This is a genomic window from Chitinophaga sp. (genome assembly GCF_036569125.1).
In the GTDB taxonomy this organism is placed as follows: Bacteria; Bacteroidota; Bacteroidia; order Chitinophagales; family Chitinophagaceae; genus Chitinophaga.
Genome location: NZ_DATCRF010000562.1, coordinates 1 through 18,608, shown reverse-complemented (window position 1 = coordinate 18,608; position 18,608 = coordinate 1). Strand labels below are relative to the sequence as shown.

At 48.7% G+C, this 18,608-nt stretch carries 13 protein-coding genes and 1 riboswitch; of the genes, 8 read left to right on the top strand and 5 right to left on the bottom strand.

Annotation, left to right across the window (positions count from 1 at the left end; translation table 11 throughout):
• Positions 1-178: 178 nt before the first annotated feature.
• A riboswitch (cobalamin riboswitch) is annotated at positions 179-388 on the bottom strand.
• Positions 389-598: 210 nt separating this feature from the next.
• On the top strand, positions 599-790 hold the full coding sequence (locus tag VIM87_RS21190) for a hypothetical protein (protein WP_331998938.1): 192 nt from the start codon (positions 599-601) through the stop codon (positions 788-790).
• A 47-nt stretch (positions 791-837) separates the two neighbouring features.
• Here VIM87_RS21190 and VIM87_RS21185 read toward each other — a convergent pair whose 3' ends face one another.
• The 5 genes from VIM87_RS21185 to VIM87_RS21165 form a co-directional block, all read right to left on the bottom strand.
• Positions 838-1,416, bottom strand: a complete 579-nt coding sequence (locus tag VIM87_RS21185) for a YdeI family protein (protein ID WP_331998937.1) — start codon at positions 1,414-1,416, stop codon at positions 838-840.
• A 293-nt stretch (positions 1,417-1,709) separates the two neighbouring features.
• On the bottom strand, positions 1,710-2,732 hold the full coding sequence (locus VIM87_RS21180) for a hypothetical protein (protein WP_331998936.1): 1,023 nt from the start codon (positions 2,730-2,732) through the stop codon (positions 1,710-1,712).
• 56 nt (positions 2,733-2,788) lie between these two features.
• Positions 2,789-4,126 carry a DNA recombination protein RmuC gene (locus tag VIM87_RS21175; RefSeq protein WP_331998935.1) on the bottom strand — a complete coding sequence of 446 codons (1,338 nt, stop codon included), beginning with the start codon at positions 4,124-4,126 and terminating at the stop codon, positions 2,789-2,791.
• 69 nt (positions 4,127-4,195) lie between these two features.
• Positions 4,196-8,449 (bottom strand): AAA domain-containing protein, encoded by a 4,254-nt coding sequence (locus tag VIM87_RS21170; protein ID WP_331998934.1) that lies wholly within the window; start codon positions 8,447-8,449, stop codon positions 4,196-4,198.
• Between the two features lie 65 nt (positions 8,450-8,514).
• Positions 8,515-9,441: a cation diffusion facilitator family transporter gene (locus VIM87_RS21165; RefSeq protein ID WP_331998933.1), complete on the bottom strand. Its 927-nt coding sequence runs from the start codon at positions 9,439-9,441 to the stop codon at positions 8,515-8,517.
• Between the two features lie 135 nt (positions 9,442-9,576).
• On the opposite strand from VIM87_RS21165, the gene VIM87_RS21160 reads away from it, so the two are divergent.
• The 7 genes from VIM87_RS21160 to VIM87_RS21130 all read left to right on the top strand — a co-directional run.
• A complete protein-coding gene (locus VIM87_RS21160) occupies positions 9,577-10,068 on the top strand; it encodes a DUF421 domain-containing protein (RefSeq protein WP_331998932.1) in 492 nt (163 codons plus the stop codon).
• 51 nt (positions 10,069-10,119) lie between these two features.
• Positions 10,120-10,533, top strand: coding sequence for a nuclear transport factor 2 family protein (locus VIM87_RS21155; protein ID WP_331998931.1), 414 nt, complete (start codon positions 10,120-10,122; stop codon positions 10,531-10,533).
• A gap of 130 nt (positions 10,534-10,663) precedes the next feature.
• Positions 10,664-11,230, top strand: a complete 567-nt coding sequence (locus VIM87_RS21150) for an STM3941 family protein (protein ID WP_331998930.1) — start codon at positions 10,664-10,666, stop codon at positions 11,228-11,230.
• Positions 11,231-11,430: 200 nt separating this feature from the next.
• A complete protein-coding gene (locus tag VIM87_RS21145) occupies positions 11,431-13,554 on the top strand; it encodes a T9SS type A sorting domain-containing protein (protein WP_331998929.1) in 2,124 nt (707 codons plus the stop codon).
• Positions 13,555-13,722: 168 nt separating this feature from the next.
• Complete coding sequence (locus VIM87_RS21140) at positions 13,723-14,016, top strand: hypothetical protein (RefSeq protein ID WP_089915393.1); 294 nt, start codon at positions 13,723-13,725, stop codon at positions 14,014-14,016.
• Between the two features lie 244 nt (positions 14,017-14,260).
• Complete coding sequence (locus VIM87_RS21135) at positions 14,261-16,594, top strand: GAF domain-containing protein (protein WP_331998928.1); 2,334 nt, start codon at positions 14,261-14,263, stop codon at positions 16,592-16,594.
• A gap of 187 nt (positions 16,595-16,781) precedes the next feature.
• On the top strand, positions 16,782-18,608 hold a 1,827-nt coding region (locus VIM87_RS21130; protein WP_331998927.1), incomplete at its 3' end, for a HAMP domain-containing protein.

The following is an 18,608-nucleotide window of genomic DNA, read 5'->3' as shown; positions in this document are numbered from 1 at the left end:
GGGTTTAAAAATACAGGGACATACAATGCCTGCCGGGCCAGCAGCCCGGAAAAAAACAATTGTAATAAGCACTGGTATTATTGCACCAGCACTACACGCCATGGGTAAAAACGATACAGTAAAAAAGAATATAATGCCGGTAGGCTTACATTCCTGGCCTTTCACCCGAAAGCGCTGAATGACTGATCGCACGCTGGCAGGTCTTCTGGCTCTCCTGCTTTTCCGGCAGCCTTCCCATTCGTATTGAACAGTGGCATGCAGTATTCCGGAAAAACGTCCCAACGCAGGTCGGGAGCAGGATCACAGCTACGGGGATAGCTCCGGTATTGCACCGGATTCCCTTTTAAGCCCGGTTTTTACGCCGGGCACCAAATGCGAATGCAAACGTACGGGAAGTATTATTAAAATCCAAAGAGGAGGGGATGAATGGTCGTGCCTGATTTGAAATTTGATGACCGGTCGGAGAAGCTGTTATATATACATTAACTTACACGAGGTACAGCAACTCATTTTTCAACATTTAAAAAAACGTCCAATGAAATTTTCCGCCGCCTTATGCCTTCTGATAATATTCGCTTGTGGATGCGATCACGGTAACGTGCAGGCAAAATTGCTAAGTGAGCAACAGGCCCTGAAAGATAGCGCTAACAATATAAATGAAAGGATGGCCGGTTGTAGTTACAACGGCCAGAGTGATAACGCCATGGCAGAAAAGCAGCAGCTGGCAGCCGTTCATGGCCGCTTAATAGCTATTCAGTCATCAATTGACAGCCTCGCGAAGGTGAGATAATAACTGCAGCATTTTTAAGCCAGGGCAATACCAGGATGGGGTGGGTACTAATCATCCATTCCCTTTCCGCTAAGTATTTGCTTTAGGTATTTTTCAACCCTTGCTTCCCGGGTTTTGGATTGTTTGGGTTGAGAGAAATGAAAAAGGTAGGCTCTTTGCCGGCCGGGTGTTAATGCTTCAAAAGCTTTTTTCAGGGCAGGCATCTTATCCAGCTTCTTTTGAAATTCTTCAGGAACATTAAATTCCGAAGTCTTTTTTAACGTTACTTTCAAGCCGGCTTCTTCTACTGCAATGGCTTCATAAATATAGGTTTTCAGGATATCCTTCATCGCCACTATTTCCTTTACGTTGGTGAACCGGATCTGTCGTGCTGATTGCACATTCTCTGTTTGCTGAATTAAAATGCCATTGGTATCATTTAACAGCACGCCTTTGAAGAATAGGAACGCACAGTATTCTTTAAACTCATGTATTAAAACAACGTTGCTTTTCTGAAGCGTATAACAAGGGCAGCCCCACTTCAATTCTTCCGTAAGCCCGCAGTCAAGCGCAATGGCTCTTAACTGCTTCAGCTCTTTCTGCCACTTTTCGGATTTATCGAAATAGAAATCAACCTTTGGATTCATGTTATTCATGTATTAAAGTTAACTGAAATAAGCCTTTTCCCACTCGCTTGAATACCATGCTACTGCGGCCAGGACTATGTCATGCTACGCTTATCGTCTCAATTATTGCGTAGTTATTTGGCTACTAATTTAAATGGAGATGTTTAACTACGCAAATTTTTTTTGAAACTTTCCTGAAAGAGCAGAGGAAGAATGTAAAATCATAAATGTAAAATGTTAAATGTAAAAGGGAAACACCTTCGCTGCATTTCCCTTTTACATTTGGTATTTATGATTTTACATTTTACATTCTCCTAATACTTCTTATAATAGATCAGCTCTCCCGCCTCCCCGCTGCCGCTATTCTCGCTGGGTACAAACAAGGTTACCAATATCGCCTGCTGTCCGTTTATCACCGTATTGGTAATAGTAGGATTGGCAAATGCCTTGCTGCCATGATCCGTTACAATATGCAGCGTATCTGCATTGCCGGTCTGGTAATCGTACAAATAGGTACGCCAGGTACCAAAGTCACCTTTAGTGCCCTGGCCTTCAATTACGCCAAAGTTGTAACCTTTGTAAACAGTAGCATCCCGGTCGCCAATGTTGCCTTTTACGCCCCAGTACAATAAGGCATTATCAAAATTAGGCTGCTTGCTGGTGGTCCAGGTGTTAAAATTAGTGAGGGTGCCGCGGGCCTGCCGGTCCACATCACAGTTGGAGTAAAAATGATGTCCTACATCCAGCCGGGTGCTGCTGGCATAATACAGGTTAGGCGTACCTTCTGCGCAGGAGGAAAGTGTTTGCGGCGCATTAAAGCTTTTGTTTACCACGCCGTTCTGCAGATCCGTCCAGTTACGGAAGTACACAAACTTTAAATGGTTATTGGGCTCCTGCTCCCAGGCCATTACAAATCCGCCGTCGGCTGCAACGGCAATGGCAGGCTGCGATGCGCTGCCCGTGTTGCTGCCGGCCAGCTCGCGGATCCAGGTCCAGTGTAATACATCGGTAGAGGATGCCAGGTTCACCTTTGCCTGGCCGTTTACATAGGTATGGTATACGGCAATAAACCCGCCACTGGGATTGGCAATAATTTTTGCGCAGTCCATGGTATGGCCAACGTTATCTTTTGCATTGTAAATGTGCGCATCCGCGCCCGTTACATTTTCAATAATATGCCGCAGCTCCGCACGGGTAGGGTCAGAGGGCGCTGCCAGCGCAGTGGCTTTGCTCTTGGCAGTTAATCCATTACCGGCAGTATCATTGGCTGCATTGTTCTTGGCACAGGCGCCTGCTAACAGGCATACGCCTATAGCATACAGGAGAGGTGTTTTCATACTGTGGAAGATTTGGGTTTTACAATAAAAAACGGATTTACGATACTAACAAGATATTATTTTTCATCATCGTTTGCAACAGTAGGGGCAGCTGTATCGCCTAATAATAAGTTCACCTGTTCTGCAGGCAGCTCCTGCACGTTACGCAGCTTGCGTTCTATTGAGCGCGACCTGCGGCCTGCTTCATCAATTACATTGCTGGCTTCCTGTAATTTCTTCTGCGTTTTATCCAAAATAGTTCCAAAGTTGCCGAACTCCGTTTTCACAGCGCCCAGCAGCTGCCATACTTCGCTGGAACGTTTTTCAATGGCCAGGGTACGGAAACCCATTTGCAAACTATTCAGCAGGGCAGAAAGGGTAGTGGGGCCGGTAATAATAATGCGGGATTCCCTTTGTATGGTCTCAAATAAACCCGGTGTGCGGATCACTTCTGCATACAGACTTTCAAAGGGCAGGAATAAAATAGCAAAGTCGGTAGTGTTAGGCGGATCAATGTATTTGCTAAAAATATCGACCGCGCATTTTTTAATACCTTTTATAAAGTTCTTACGGCATTCTTCAATCGCTTCCGGAATGGCCTTATCATAGGCTTCCATCAGCAGCTCAAAATCCTCTTTCGGGAATTTGGAGTCAATGGGCAGCCATAACACCTGCTCCTTGTCTTTGCCCGGTAGCTTTACTGCAAATTCCACCAGCGCATTGGAGCCGGCTTTGGTTTTTACATTTTTGGCATATTGCTCCGGTGTTAGCAGCTGGTCCAGCATATTTTCCAGCTGGTATTCGCCTAAGATGCCCCTGGTTTTTACGTTGCTGAGCACACGTTTCAGATCACCTACACCGGTGGCCAGCTGCTGCATATCGCCTAATCCCTTGTGCACCGCTTCCAGGCGCTCGCTTACTAAACGGAACGATTCACCTAAGCGTGTTTCCAGTGTCTTTTGCAGCTTTTCATCTACGGTGGCCCGCATCTCATCCAGCTTTTTCTCATTGCCGGATTGCAGGTCCGTGATCCTTTTATCCAGGGAGCTGGTTAAATATTGCAGCTTGTCTTCCATGCTGCGGGTGAGCATATTCAGATTGCTAGAAAAAGTTTCCAGCTGGTTCTTTTGCAGGTCGCTGGTGGTTTTCATAGCGCCGGAAAGCTGCCCGCCAAATACCTGCAGGGACGTGATCATTTCTGTGCGCGTATTCTTTGCCGCTTCATTGGTTTCTGCGCGGTTGGTCACCATCTCCTGTTTCACAGCGGCTTCCAGCCGGTGCAGGCTATCCAGCAGCTGATCTGTTTTATATTGTAAGGTGTTTTGGCGGGAGGTATTGGCGGCTTTATTCACCATTACCAGCACTACTACCAGCAGCAGTACTATTACAGCCAGTAATACATATATTATTTCCATCGTAAAAAAGTTAAAAGTAAAAAAGTAAAAATTAAAAAGGCAGCCTGTTCATAATCCTGCATCCTTCACTTAATTCAGCATTCCCAGGATCATCCCCATCACCTTCTCCCGGTCTTCCAGCCAGTCTTTTGCATACACGTTCAGGGTCTTCCAGCCAAAGGCCTGTAAAATAGCGGGGCGTTGATAATATTGTTCTATCAGGTTATCGTTATAATAATGGGTGGCATCGTCCAGTAAAATACCTAAGCTATAATTGGTATCGGCAGCCTGCCGTTTTACTGCTAAGGAGCATTTAAAGCTGCTTTGCCCAACATTTATAGCTACCGTATAACCGGCTGTTTCCAATGCGGTTTTGATCTGCTCACTTACGATATTGTTTTGGCCGGCATCATAAAAAGACCGTGTACCCGGCAACACCAGGCTATCCAGTATTTCCCTTGCCTGCTGCATGTTGCCATTGCTTACCATTTCCGCATATTGTAAAAAGCGTTTAAAGTAACGCGCCCCGTCATTATGCTCATTGGTAATGTGGTGGTGCTGTATGCTGCTTACCACCGCCATATGTTTCCTGGCCCGGCTGAATATTACGTTCAGTCTTTTCTCGCCGCCGCGGCGGTTCACAGGGCCAAAGTTCATGCGCATCTCCCGTTGCCGGTCGGGCCCGTAACAAACGCTTATAATGATGATGTCCCTTTCATCGCCCTGTACGTTCTCCAGGTTTTTTACAAACAGGCCGGTGAACTGTCCGCCTTCTTCGCGGTTATAGGCATTTTCCAGCAGCGCTTCAAAAGCCCGGTCTGTAGCGGCCAGTGAGCTAAGGGCATCTGTAATAGCGCCCTGCTGTTCCTGGCTGAAGGCTACAATACCAATACTGTCCTGCACATTATCCAGCAGCAGCTGTTTTACAATATAAGCAATATACATCGCTTCAGCAGTGTTGCGGCGATTTTCGTAGATGCCTTCCGGTAGGTAATGGTAGCTGATGCTGTTTTGCAGCAGCTGTGCTGCATTGGCAGCTCCTTCTTCCGGCTGCAGCACCTGCTGTAAAGGTGTTTGCTGTGCAGGGGTGGTATGATCCGGAATGGTGAGCAGCTCCGCGCCATAAAATGCGTGGTTGGAGAAGCTGATCAGCGATTCATACCGGCTGCGGTAATGCCAGCTTAGCATGGTGCCGGGTAATTTGCCTGCGCCCTGCACCAGCAGGCTTTCTGCATCAGTGGGGTAAGCTGTTTCGTCTTCCGCTGTGTCTGTATCTTCTGCGTCTGCGCTGCGGTGCTGGAAGAACTGGCCCGGCGGCATCTGTTTATCATCGCCCACAATAATGGTTTGCGGTGCGCGGAAAAGTGCGGGAATGCCTTCTTCCACCGGGATCTGGCTGGCTTCATCAAAGATAACCACGTCAAATAAACTTGCATCCATGGGCAGGCTGTCGCTCACGCTTAATGGGCTCATGAGCCATACCGGTTTAATATCCTTTAATACCAAACCGCTTTCGTAAGACGCCATTTCCCGTATGCTGCGAAAGCGCATGGTTTTGCTCATTTCATGTTCCAGGATGCGCCGGCCTTCTGCATAGGCTTTCTTTAATATTTTTTGTTCCGGTTTCAGCTGGCTGGCCGCTGTATTGCTAATGGCATAATGCTGCAGGAACTGCTGCCGCCTGGTAGCGCGTATATAATCACTGTTCAGCACCAGTAAGTGCTGGTAGGTTTGTGCTATTTCTTTTACTACCTGTTGCAGAGTAGCATGGGTGGTGGCTGCAAAAGCAGGATTATGGTCCAGTATTAATTGGAGGGATGTATGCGCCATGGCTGCTTCTGCCTGCTGCGGCGTTAAGGGAATATGGCGGATCACTTCCTGCAAAGGCAACGGCAATGCGGCAAAGGCCTGCAATGCAGGCAGCAGCTTTTGTACGGCGCCTGCATTTTTGCTGATGGCAGTCAGCTCTTCGTTTACCTGTAACAGTGATTTCTGCTCGTACCGGTACAACGATTGCTGCAATTGCAGCTCCAGCTGGTGCAGGGTATTGTTCAATGCATTCAGCTGCAGCACCAGCTCATTGGCCGCCGGGTGTTGCAGCAGGTAATCAACATGCACGTTGTCCAGCTTACGCCGCAGTGTTTCAATGCCTATGTGAATGGTTTGCAGGTTATCTACCCGGTACTTTTGCTGGGTGGCCTGCAGATGTTCCTGCGCTTTTTCCAATGCGGCATATTCCTCCTGCAGCTGCTGCAGTACATCACTGTAGGCAGGCGGCAGCTGGTGGCCGGAAAAATCGTAGGCGCGCAGCAGCTCTTTTTTTAAACGTTTCCAGGAAGGACTGAAGAAGCGGAAAAAAGACCGTTCATATTTAGCAGCAATGGCTAATCCATGCTTGGTTTCCTGCGCGCTGAATTTCTGCCGCCATTTACTATTGGCTTTCACTGTTTGTTTATAAGCCTTTTGTAATTTCCGGTATTGCCGGTAGGCTTTTTCAAAACGTTTGGCTTCTTTATGGTTAGGGTCTACCAGCTGTAAATTACTGCTCTCTGCCAGCGGCGCCAGTACAGCGGCCGTTTTCACAAGTGAAATAATGCTTACCAGCTTTTCCGTGTATTCATAAGGCAGCTGTTTGGTGGTAATAATACGTACAATATGGTCAATAGCGCCCTGCGCATGTGAGGCCATGTTATGCACCAGGGTAAAAGCCTGGTCAGAACGTATCACCGCATTACCCAGGTTCCGGAAAGGGTGCTTTGCAAAGGCAGCATCAGCGCCCTGCTGTTCCAGCACACGGCCCAGCTGTTGCAGGGTATCGCCAAATTCCAGCCACTGGCTGTAGCCAGGCATATCGGCCTGCTGCTGCGCATCCAGCGTGGGCACATGCGGCTGCAGCACTACCAGCCGCGCTATCAGCTCACGCGTAGGCAACCCGGTATTTTCATACTGGTTATTCTGCCGCGCATGATAGGCTTGTAATACCTGCAGCTGCCGTTGCAAATGTTCAACGGCTATTTGCCGCCGTAAGGTCAGGTGGGTAAGGTCCATCTTGGAGCGCAGAAAATCGTCGTACACGGTTTTCAGCTCCTGTATAAATGTTTTCTTATCGGCCTGGCTGTCGTGAATATAACAACATAGCTCCGCCAGCTTGTTCTGCTGCAAACGATGATACACTACATCCAGCGCGGCCCTTTTTTCACAAACAAACAGTACGGTTTTACCCTGGGCTAAATAATCTGCTATCAGGTTGGTGATGGTTTGGCTTTTACCGGTGCCGGGCGGGCCCTGTATAATATAACTGCGCCCTGTTCGGCCCTGCAAAATGGCATTGGTTTGTGTAGGATCAGCGCTGATCACGTGGTACCAGTCGGCCGGCGGATGGCTGGCAGGCGCCAGGGCCGGCGCTTTGGGCTGTTCGCTGAACAGCTCTGCAAATACCGGGTGTGCAGTAGTTTGTTCCAAAGCCTGGTTATAATCACTTACCAGGCTCATTTTTTTATAGTTGAAATTTCCCAGCACTACGTTACATACATCCAGCTCCCAGTGATGAGGATCCTGTATTACAACCGGTGCAGGTATCTCCGTTATGTCAGGCGTTTTGCCTAAGCGTTTCAGGTAAGTGATAACGGTTTGCTGTGCGGTATAATATTGCTGCGTTACATCCGGCTGTTCGCTGAAATGTAATTGTACCTGCTGCCCTGCATTTTCGATCAGTGCTTTCACCGTTTCGTAAAACGCCTGCATAGTATCTTTTTCAAAAGCTACGGTTTCCGGTAAGCTAATGCCATACAGCTCCTGCAGGTACTGCGCCAGCACCGGGTTTACAGTGGCCATATTATCCTGCAGCTCCAAGGTGAAGCGGTCATCGGGCACGCCTTTGCTGCGTTTAAGCTTTAGGGGCAGCAGCAATAAAGGGCTTTGAATGCGGGTGCTGTTCTCAATAGTTAAATTATGCCAGTGTAAAAAAGCCACTACCAGCTTTAGCTGGCTAAAACCATACTCCCGCTCATCGCTTTCCGATTGCTGGCGTATGCCATTCAGCTGCGGCTGCAGGTAAGGATGTTCCCGGAAATGTAACAGCTCATTCAGCAGCAGGTCTTTTTCTGCTTTTACGGCTTTGCTGATGTTGTTCCAGCTGAGCAGGGCAGCAGGGGAAATGTATTCCGGTTTTAATGCCAGGGGCACACTGCCTGCTGTAAGGTTTACAAAACGGCTGCCGCTTTTGTAGTACAGCAAACGGTTACGCCGGCTGGTATCAAATAACCGGTTCCGCAATCTGGAAAGTATAAGCGCATGAGGTCCGGCAAGGGAGGAAGGTGTATTTTTTTTAAACAGATCAGACATAGCAGGTGGCCGGCGTTTTGCTCATTTACATGGAAAAAATAGCGCATTGCACGCTATTATACAATTTATTTTTTCACCGTAGCTTCTTCCGGCTGAATAATAATGTAATGCACTAAGGGGTAAGCCCGTTTAACCGCTTCGCGGATGCGCTCAATGGCGTCATAGATGTCCTCCGTATCCAGGTCTGGTTTAAAGGACAGCATTACCATCAGCATTACTTCTTCCGGCGACTGGTAGGTGGAGAAAATATGTTGTACGCCCAGCACCGCCGGGTCTTTTTCCACCAGCTGAATGATCTGCTTTTGCGTAGTGCTGCTGATGCCTTCACCCATCAGCAGGCTGCGGCTTTCCCGCGCCAGCAGCACCGATACAATGGTTAACAGCGCGCCTACGATCAGGGAGGCGATACCATCAAAATACGGGTTATTGAACAGGTGGCCCAGGTATACGAACAGCGCTACTACCAGCAAACCAATTACTGCCGCGGTATCTTCAAACAGCACTACAAAGCTGGCAGGGTCTTTACTGCGGCGTATGGCCATCCACCATGAGCTATCGCCCCGTACTTTATTAAACTCTCTGGCTGCTATCACCAGAGAGCTGCCGTCAAACAAAAATGAAAGCGCCAGCACCACGTAATTCCAGGTAGGATCTTCCAGCGGCGGCGGGTTCCGCAAGTGCACAATGCCCTGGTAAATAGATACGCTGCCGCCCACGCCAAAAATGAGGATGGAAACAATGAAAGACCAGAAGTACAGCTCTTTTCCATAACCAAAGGGGCGGCTGGCATCCGGCTTCCGTTTGCTGTTGCGGATACCCAGCAGCAATAACAGCTGGTTGGCAGTATCTACCAGGGAATGTACGGCTTCTGATAGCATGGCGGAGCTGCGGGTAGCAAAACCTGAAATGAATTTAATAACAGCGATCAGCAGGTTGGCTACCAGCGCTGCATAAATGGTTGTGTGGTTGCGGGCCATTCTATAACAGGCCATAAAATCATGCCAGCCCTTATGAAAGCGCAATCATGCCTCCCGGCGGGCCGGGATTGTTAAGCTGCAGGGCGGTAATTGAGTAATTATTTGCACAACCGGTTTGATTTTTGAGGTAGGCTTTTTTAAACAAACGTTATGGATATACTGGGTACTTTCTGGGGCGAAGGGGAGAAGATCACGGTGCTGCAAATGTCGGTACGCGCCTTTATAATGTTCTTTATTGCACTTACCCTGGTGCGGATCGGTGGAATGCGCATCTTTGGAAAAAAATCGGCCTTTGATACCATTATCATTATTATGCTGGGCGCAGTGCTGGCCAGGGGCGTGGTAGGCGCTTCCCCTTACTGGGATACGGTAGCCGCTTCTACCGTTATGATAGCGGTGCACCGTTTATTATCCTGGATATCCGGCAAAAGCAGCCGTATGAATAATTTGCTCAAAGGCAAGGCGCTGGTATTATATGAATCGGGCAATATTGTATGGGAAAATATGAAGTACGCTGCTTTAAGTGAGGAGGACCTGATGCAAAGCCTGCGCCTGGAAACCAAACAGGAATCATTGGCAGTAATTGAAAAGGCCTATATGGAAACCAATGGCCGCATTAGTTTTATAACCAAGCACACTTAACGTAATTCATTTTACCTTTGCGCCGGCAGGTCATTATAAACTGCTTGTAATATGGAACAGAAACATCCGCTACCACCCTTCACACGCGAAACCGCCCTGCAAAAAGTACAAATGGCAGAAGATGCCTGGAATACCCGCGATCCGCAGCGTGTTTCTTTAGCCTATACTATAGATACCGAATGGCGTAACCGTGATCAGTTCATTAACGGCCGCGCGGAAGTGCAGGCTTTTCTTACAAAAAAATGGGAGAAAGAGCTGGACTACAAGCTGAAAAAAGAGCTGTGGAGCTTTACCGATAATCGCATCAGCGTACGGTTCGAATATGAATGGCATGATGCAGCCGGCCAGTGGTACCGCTCTTATGGCAATGAGCAATGGGAGTTTGACCCCAATGGCTTAATGCAGAAACGTTATGCCTCTATCAATGATCTGGTTATTGACAGCAAGGACCGGAAATTTTTATAACAGCATAACCGTTAACCCCATGAATGCCAGCTTGTAATGTGCTGCATCTGATATTGGTATGGGTTGTTGTTTATTTTAATGTGTGCGCAAGTTAAGTATCTTTGGCGCCCTTAATAAATAGCATCAACCTATGACCAAATCTCTACCTGTGCTCAACAAGCAAAGCATCAGCATTCCTTTAAGTAAAAGCAAACTAACAAAAGGCCTCATTGGCTCCTTATTATTTGTGCTGGCCAGCGGCTGGCTCCTGGTCTATCAGCCGGCCATAAGCAATCCGGTATTTAATAATCCCCTGCTGAAATGCGGGGCGGCCATTCTGGGTATTCTTTTCTTTGGATACGGGATGATTTATTTCTCCCGGAAGCTGGCCGACAAAAAGCCCGGATTGATCATTGACGATGAAGGCCTTTTTGATAACTCAAGCGCCGTTGCCGCGGGCCGTATCCCATGGATGAACATTACGCGGGTGGTAACTACGCAGGTTATGAACCAGCAATTCCTGGTGATAGTGGTTAATAACCCGGAGTATTACATTAACGAACAGCATAACGCTATTAAGAAAAAAGGGATGATCTATAATTTTAAGCATTTTGGATCACCCATTGCTATTTCTGCAGCCGGCCTTAAATGCAATTTGCGTGAATTGCTGGAATTGCTGGATGCCGGGCTGGTAGCGCATAGAATGGCCCTGGTGTAAGATCATTACTTCAACCGGCGTATAAATTAATCCGGGCAAGCGGGAAGCTGCTGTAATAACGTAAAACCACATAGCGCTTCCTGCACCTTTCCCGGAAACTCTCCGCATATTTCCCGGAACCCACGGCAATTAGTGAATTATTAAGCCTTCTGTTAATCCTCCCCGGCTATTTTGTAACCTCATCAAATTCCATATCAGCTATGAAAAGATGGTTACAAATACTGTTTGCAATGGCCCTGCTCTCCGGCCCCAATTTTTCCCGCGCACAGGTGGCTACGCCTGCACAGGCCATTATTGGTAAAACCATTTGTGGTTACCAGGGATGGTTTAACTGTTATGGCGATGGTTCGCCGGTAGCCCGCTGGCGGCACTGGTCTGCCGGGCAGTATAACTCCAACACCGGCAGCCCCGCACCCAATGCCGTCACGTTTGAAGCTTACCCGGATGTAACGGAATACCCCGCCGCCCAGCTGTTCCAGACCAACCTGGGAAATTTAAACGATGGCCGGCCCGCTAAGCTGTTCACCTCTTACCCTTATGAAACAGTTGACCTGCATTTTAAATGGATGCAGCAGAACGGTATTGATGGCGCAGCCCTGCAGCGTTTCCTGGGTGAGACCCGCGATGGCGTTTTTAAAAGCCAGCGCGATAGCACTGCGGTACGTATGCGCCGCGCAGCAGAAAAGTACCAGCGCATTTTTTATATCATGTATGATATGAGCGCCGATGATACTACCTACTTTAAGAACGACTGGCTGCATATTGAAAATGATCTGCAGGTAACCAACTCGCCTTACTATGCCCACCAGAACGGCAAGCCGGTGGTATGCATCTGGGGTTTTGGATTTAACAGCCGCGTAAATGCGCCTGCTGCCAGCCTGGCTATCATTAACTGGTTAAAAGGGAAAGGATATTATGTAGTAGGCGGGGTGCCTACGTACTGGCGCACGGGCAACAATGATTCCTGGAGCGGTTACACGCAGGTATATAATGCCTTTGATATGATCTCACCCTGGTCGGTAGGGCGTTTTGGCGATAATAACGGCGCTGATAATTTTGCCGCTAACCTTATTGCACCGGACCTGGCTTATTGCAACACTAATAATATTGCTTACCAGCCCGTATTGTTTCCCGGTTTTGCCTGGAGTAACTGGAACGGGGGTACGCGCAACCAGATCCCGCGCAATAAAGGTGAGTTCTTCTGGCGGCAGCTGTACAACATTAAGAACCTGGGCTTTTCCACTTCCTACATCGCTATGTTTGATGAATATGATGAAGGCACTGTGTTCGCTAAAATGGCCGACAGCTATTTTGCCGTCCCTAACAACCAATACTTTTTAACTACCAGCGCAGACGGTACTTTTATTGGCCCGGATTTTTACCTGCGCCTGGCAGGGCAGGCCACCAAAGTGCTGAAAGGCACCGCCCCTCTTACCACCAATGTTACCATTCCTTACGCCAGCGCACCGTTGTGGTTCCGTACCAGCATGGAACCCGGTTATGATGCCACGCTCACCTGGACAGATAGCGCAGACCCCAGCTCCATACCCCGCAATGTAAGCACACCTGTTTGCGGCATTGTAAGCAATGAAACCAGCTACACCGGCCCTTCCGCCATCCGCGCAGCAGGCAGGGATAATGCGGCCAGCGGCGGTTCTTATTACTACTTCCGCGCCTTTGATGTGAACATCCCGGTGAACAGCAGCACAAAGCTTAGCTTCCGCACCTTTCCTACCAATAACCTTTCCCGTTATGTGAGCGTAGATCTTATTATGACCGATGGAACCACCCTGCGCGACATTGGCGCTACCGACCAGAATGGTACTTCCATGCACCCGGGAGCAGGCCATGGCACGGTGAATACCTGGCAGCGCATTTTGTGTAACATCGGTACCTGGCTAAATGGCAAAACCATCGACCGTATTATGGTAGCCTATGATCATGGTGCTGATACCGGGAGCTTCAAAACCTATATAGATGATATTGTGATCAGCGATACAGCATCTGCCCTGCGCATGGCCGCACCTGCGCAGTTTACCGATAGTGTATATAAAACGCTCAGCGGCAGCCAAAGCAGGTTATTACAGGTGTACCCGCAGCCGGCCAGTAACACCGCCATCCTTAAATTCAGCAATGGCTGGAAAGGGGTAGGTTACCTCAGCATTTTAACCGCTAACGGCGGGGTAGTGGGCCACCAGGTGATCAATATTGAAGGTGGGCAGGCCACGCTGCCGGTAAGCAATTTGCCGGGTGGCGTGTACTTCCTGCGTATTAACCGGGGCGGGCAGGTAGTTACCCAAAAACTGGTGGTGGTGCATCCATAACAGCTCGTCTTACATCCATTTATTCAATATCCACGTCATCATTAGATCAGCCGTCTCTGCTTTAAACAGGGGCGGCTTTATTTTTGCGGGCAGTGACCGGGCCGGATTGGTTTTTATTTTATTAACTTAGATAAGCACCCGCTACAGTAACCTTTAAAATCAAGTGAAATGGAAGTACATTATGATACCGTATCCAATGCCATTGAGGCATTGCGCAAACAAGGCTTTACAACTGATTTTAATATTGAAGGCAATTACCTGGTAAGTGAAAAGAACCGCTTGCACCTGGATGATTTTTCCATTGTGGATGTGTACCGTTACGAAGGTAATACCGACCCGGCAGATGAAGCAGCCGTATACGCCATCGCTTCTAACGATGGTAAAGAGAAAGGAGTGCTGGTAACCGGTTATGGGGTATCGTCCGATCCGCTTTCTACCGAAATGCTGCAGAAGTTAAAGTAAAAGTAAAAAAGTAAAAATTAAAAGCAGGGATGGTGATACCACGGGGAAAGTAAAAAAGCAAAAAGTAAAATGCATCAGCGGCATAAAACACCTGCATCAGGCGTATTATCCGCCTCCGCTTTTTTACTTTTTGCTTTTTAATTTTTTACTTATAGTTATCAAGGGCTTAACATTGGATGCAGGAAACCATTAAATTTACCTGTGAATTTAAAAACCGGTAAAGTTTCCGGGGGAATTTCCGAACATGAAGAACGTCACACTTAATGCTGCCGGGGAGCAGGCCTATTCACTACCCGTGAATGCCGCGCTTTCTTTTGACCCGTTTATCGAATACCTGAAAAAGCGGGCAGAAGGGGAGCCTACCGTCAAGGCAGATTTTTTTAAAAAGGTCCTGGAGAAGTTTGAAAGCTATCAGCAGAACGGTACAGCCCTCACGCTGGAAAATATAAGCGGGTATGAACCCCTGCTTGAATATATATACGCCTGCAATACCTCGCCCGTGGCCGATGAGCAGCAGCTGGCCTGGGGCCTCAGCTTTCCCTTTCAGCCTTATATTTTTTATGGTACGGAGCTGCTGTTTACACTGCTGACCCAGAGAGATGAGAAGTACGAAGTAACCCAAACTGAGGAGGACTATCGCCGGGAACGCCTGCAGCTGGTTTATTCGTTTATCCTTAAGCGTTTATACAATTTTCAGTCGCCTGTAAAAACAGGTTTATACCATGCCGGCACCAGCACTACCACCGGTTTGCTGGAATACTACAGCGTGAATATAAATACCGATTGTATTTCCGTTACAGCCAGGGGCGAGCTGCCTGCGCTGGACTGTAACCGCCTGTACATGCACCTGAGCGAAGGCGCCAGCTACGAGATCATGGAAAACATGTTGCCGCTGGACATGTTTGAATTCCGCGGCATGGCCATGCTAACGGTAACGGATATTACGCCGTATAAAGCGGTAGACAATATCCGCAAGGTGCGCCTGAACCGTAAGCCCGGGGCAGATAACAGCGCACAGGATACGGTGATCAAATCCCTGAAAACCCTGGTACGTAACAGTAAAATAGAGTTCGACCTTTTTCCCTTTGTACATATTAATGATGAACCGGTATATGGTTTTGAGAAAACAGGTACCGGCATCCTTTTCTCTGTATGGGGAGAGAAAACCTTATCGCCGGAAGATTTCCGGGACCAGGCAAAGTCTTACGCCGCCAATCCCAGCTTCTTTTTCTCCCAGGATATTTTCCAGGAAGAAGAAAAGGAAGAGTATAAGTTCCTGGACGATTTCCGCAAGCTGGGCGTACGCTCCCTGGCGCTGATGCCCATCTTCCTGGAACGTACACCCGTTGGGGTGCTGGGGGTGCATACCTGGGGCGATGATACCTTTAATGAAAAAACGCTGGCCCTGCTGGAGCCCGCCATTGGCGCCATTGGACAGCTTTTGCAGGTGTACCGCGATGAGTTTAACCTGGAAATAGAGAACATTGTAATGGAAAAGTTCACTTCCCTGCAACCCGCTGTGCAATGGAAGTTTAATGAAGCTGCCTGGGAATATTTACAGCAGCGGAAGAAACAGCTGCCCGCTAAAGTGCAGAACGTACATTTCAATGATGTATACCCCTTGTACGGCGCTATTGATATCCGCAATTCTACTATAGAAAGGAATAAGGCTGTACGTGCCGACCTGGATAACCACCTGCGCATTTTATGCGAAATGCTCACGAAGGTGCAGCATGAACACCCGTCATCCCTGCTGGAAGAAGCCCTGTTTAACTGCACCAAATGGCAGCAGGTGCTGGAGCAGGAGGAGTGGGATGCTACGGACGAAACCAACCTGAATCACTTTTTAACAGAAGGCACGCTGCCTTACCTGAAGCACCTTGCCCAGCAGGAACCCACTACCCGCAATGATATTGAGGGCTATTTAAAATTACTGCACGGCAGCGGGGAGGCGGTACAGCATAACCGGAATGCGCTGGAAGCCTCTATGCAAATGATCAATAATGCCATCAATAATTATTTTGAAACGGAAAAAGATAAGCTGCAGCAGGCCTATCCCTGCTACTTTGAAAAGTTCCGCACAGATGGTATTGAGTATGATATTTACATAGGGCAGTCTATTTCCCCCAACCGCGTGTTTGATCATTTTCATTTGAAGAACCTGCGCCTGTGGCAGCTTTCCTCCATGGCAGCCATTACCAGGCTTACCCGTTCCCTGCTGCCAAATATGCCGCAGCAGCTGCGTACCACACAGCTGATCTTTGCCCATAACCATACCATTGATATCAGCTTCCGGGCCGATGAAAGAAGGTTTGATGTGGAAGGCACCTACAATATCCGCTACCAGATGATCAAAAAGCGGATCGATAAGGTGCATATCCGCGATACCGATGAACGTTTAACCCAGACAGATAAGATCGCGCTCATTTATTTTAACCGGAAAGATATAGAGGACTATCTACCCTACCTGCAATATATGCAGGAAACGGGCGTGCTGCAAAATGACCTGGAAGAGCTGGAGCTGGAAGACCTGCAGGGACTAAGCGGGCTCAAGGCGCTTCGTGTTGGAGTGGCGTAAAATATTATCCTTTGTAAACATATTACATTATCTTTATTTTGAAAGACCAAACGCATTGTATCGTCAGGATGGCGGCCCCTTCCGTGGGGATCTGCCACACATGCGTATCCTAACAATTTGCAGTAAGGGTATTGGATAAGTCTTAACTTACATAATTGAGTCCTTTAATCGCTCTAATGCCGCAAAAATGAATACCAGGAAGAAAAGCGCCGGCACAACGTCACCGGCCAGGAGTGCATCCCAAAAAGCTATACCTGCCTCTGAAAAAAGTAAAAAGACCATTACCGTATCTCAGCAGTTACACGATGAGCTGGATAGCCGCCAGCTGTTACAGGTGCTTTCCGAAGTAAAGGGAGGCAATTTCAGTGTACGCATGCCCGTAGATAATATTGGCCTGAGTGGTAAGATCTGTGATACGGTAAATGAGATCATTACGCTCAATGAAACCTTGGTAGAGGAGCTGCTGCTGGCCCGTAATACCATTGGTAAAATGGGAAAGCTCAATCACCGTGTAGCCATGCCCCGCACGGCCAAAGGTGCGTGGAATGAGGCGGTAGGCTCCATCAATAGTTTAATCTCCGACCTGGTGCATCCCACCATTGAAATAGCGCATGTGATCAGCTCCGTGGCCAAAGGCGACCTGTCGCAGGAAATGACCCTGCAGATAGAAGACCATTTGCTGCAGGGCGAGTTTGCGCGTATTGCAACAGAGGTGAACGGGATGGTGAAGCAGCTGAACCTCTTCTCCCGCGAAGTAACGCGCGTGGCGCTGGAAGTAGGCTCTGAAGGTAAGCTGGGCGGCCAGGCAAAAGTAAAGGACGTAGCAGGGGTGTGGAAAGACCTGACGGATTCCGTAAACCAGATGGCGGATAACCTGACAGCCCAGGTGCGTAACATTGCGGATGTAACTACCGCGGTGGCGCGTGGCGACCTGTCTAAAAAGATCACAGTAGATGTGAAGGGAGAGATCCTGGAGCTGAAAGATACTATTAACACCATGGTGGACCAGCTGAACTCCTTCTCCTCCGAAGTAACGCGCGTGGCGCGTGAGGTGGGTACAGAAGGTAAGCTGGGCGGCCAGGCCACGGTAAAAGGGGTAGGCGGGGCATGGAAAGACCTTACCGATTCCGTGAACCAGATGGCCGGTAACCTGACCGCACAGGTGCGTAACATTGCGGATGTAACCACGGCCGTGGCCCTGGGCGACCTTTCCCGTAAGATCACTGTGGACGTGCGCGGAGAAATATTGGAATTGAAGAACACCATTAACACCATGGTGGACCAGCTGAACTCTTTTGCCTCTGAAGTAACGCGCGTGGCGCTGGAAGTAGGTACAGAAGGTAAGCTGGGCGGCCAGGCTAAGGTGCAGGGTGTGGGCGGTACCTGGAAAGACTTAACAGATTCCGTGAACCAGATGGGATCCAACCTTACAGCCCAGGTGCGTAACATTGCGGAAGTAACAACCGCTGTGGCCAAGGGCGACCTGTCGCGCAAGATCACGGTGGATGTAAAGGGAGAAATATTAGAGCTGAAAAATACCATCAATACCATGGTGGACCAGCTGAATGCATTTGGTTCCGAAGTATTCCGCGTGGCGCGTGAAGTAGGTTCCGAAGGTAAGCTGGGCGGCCAGGCCGATGTGCCGGGGGTAAAAGGTTTGTGGAAAGACTTAACGGATTCCGTGAACATCATGGCCTCCAACCTTACCTCGCAGGTGCGTAACATTGCGGAAGTAACTACCGCGGTGGCCAACGGTGACCTGTCGCGTAAGATCGAGGTGGATGTAAAAGGTGAGATCCTGAAGCTGAAAAATACCATCAATACCATGGTGGAGCAGCTGCGCGCATTTGCCTCCGAAGTAACGCGTGTGGCGCGTGAGGTGGGTACGGATGGTAAGCTGGGCGGCCAGGCATTTGTGCCCGGTGTAGCCGGTACCTGGAAGGACTTGACGGACTCTGTGAACCAGATGACGGGTAACCTTACCTCGCAGGTGCGTAACATTGCGGAAGTAACC

Bases quoted from the DNA above. Each gene is read 5' to 3' on its own strand.
- VIM87_RS21185 (WP_331998937.1), bottom strand. From the start codon at position 1,416: ATGAATCCAAAGGTTGATTTCTATTTCGATAAATCCGAAAAGTGGCAG.
- VIM87_RS21180 (WP_331998936.1), bottom strand. From the start codon at position 2,732: ATGAAAACACCTCTCCTGTATGCTATAGGCGTATGCCTGTTAGCAGGC.
- VIM87_RS21175 (WP_331998935.1), bottom strand. From the start codon at position 4,126: ATGGAAATAATATATGTATTACTGGCTGTAATAGTACTGCTGCTGGTA.
- VIM87_RS21170 (WP_331998934.1), bottom strand. From the start codon at position 8,449: ATGTCTGATCTGTTTAAAAAAAATACACCTTCCTCCCTTGCCGGACCT.
- VIM87_RS21165 (WP_331998933.1), bottom strand. From the start codon at position 9,441: ATGGCCTGTTATAGAATGGCCCGCAACCACACAACCATTTATGCAGCG.
- VIM87_RS21160 (WP_331998932.1), top strand. From the start codon at position 9,577: ATGGATATACTGGGTACTTTCTGGGGCGAAGGGGAGAAGATCACGGTG.
- VIM87_RS21155 (WP_331998931.1), top strand. From the start codon at position 10,120: ATGGAACAGAAACATCCGCTACCACCCTTCACACGCGAAACCGCCCTG.
- VIM87_RS21150 (WP_331998930.1), top strand. From the start codon at position 10,664: ATGACCAAATCTCTACCTGTGCTCAACAAGCAAAGCATCAGCATTCCT.
- VIM87_RS21145 (WP_331998929.1), top strand. From the start codon at position 11,431: ATGAAAAGATGGTTACAAATACTGTTTGCAATGGCCCTGCTCTCCGGC.
- VIM87_RS21140 (WP_089915393.1), top strand. From the start codon at position 13,723: ATGGAAGTACATTATGATACCGTATCCAATGCCATTGAGGCATTGCGC.
- VIM87_RS21135 (WP_331998928.1), top strand. From the start codon at position 14,261: ATGAAGAACGTCACACTTAATGCTGCCGGGGAGCAGGCCTATTCACTA.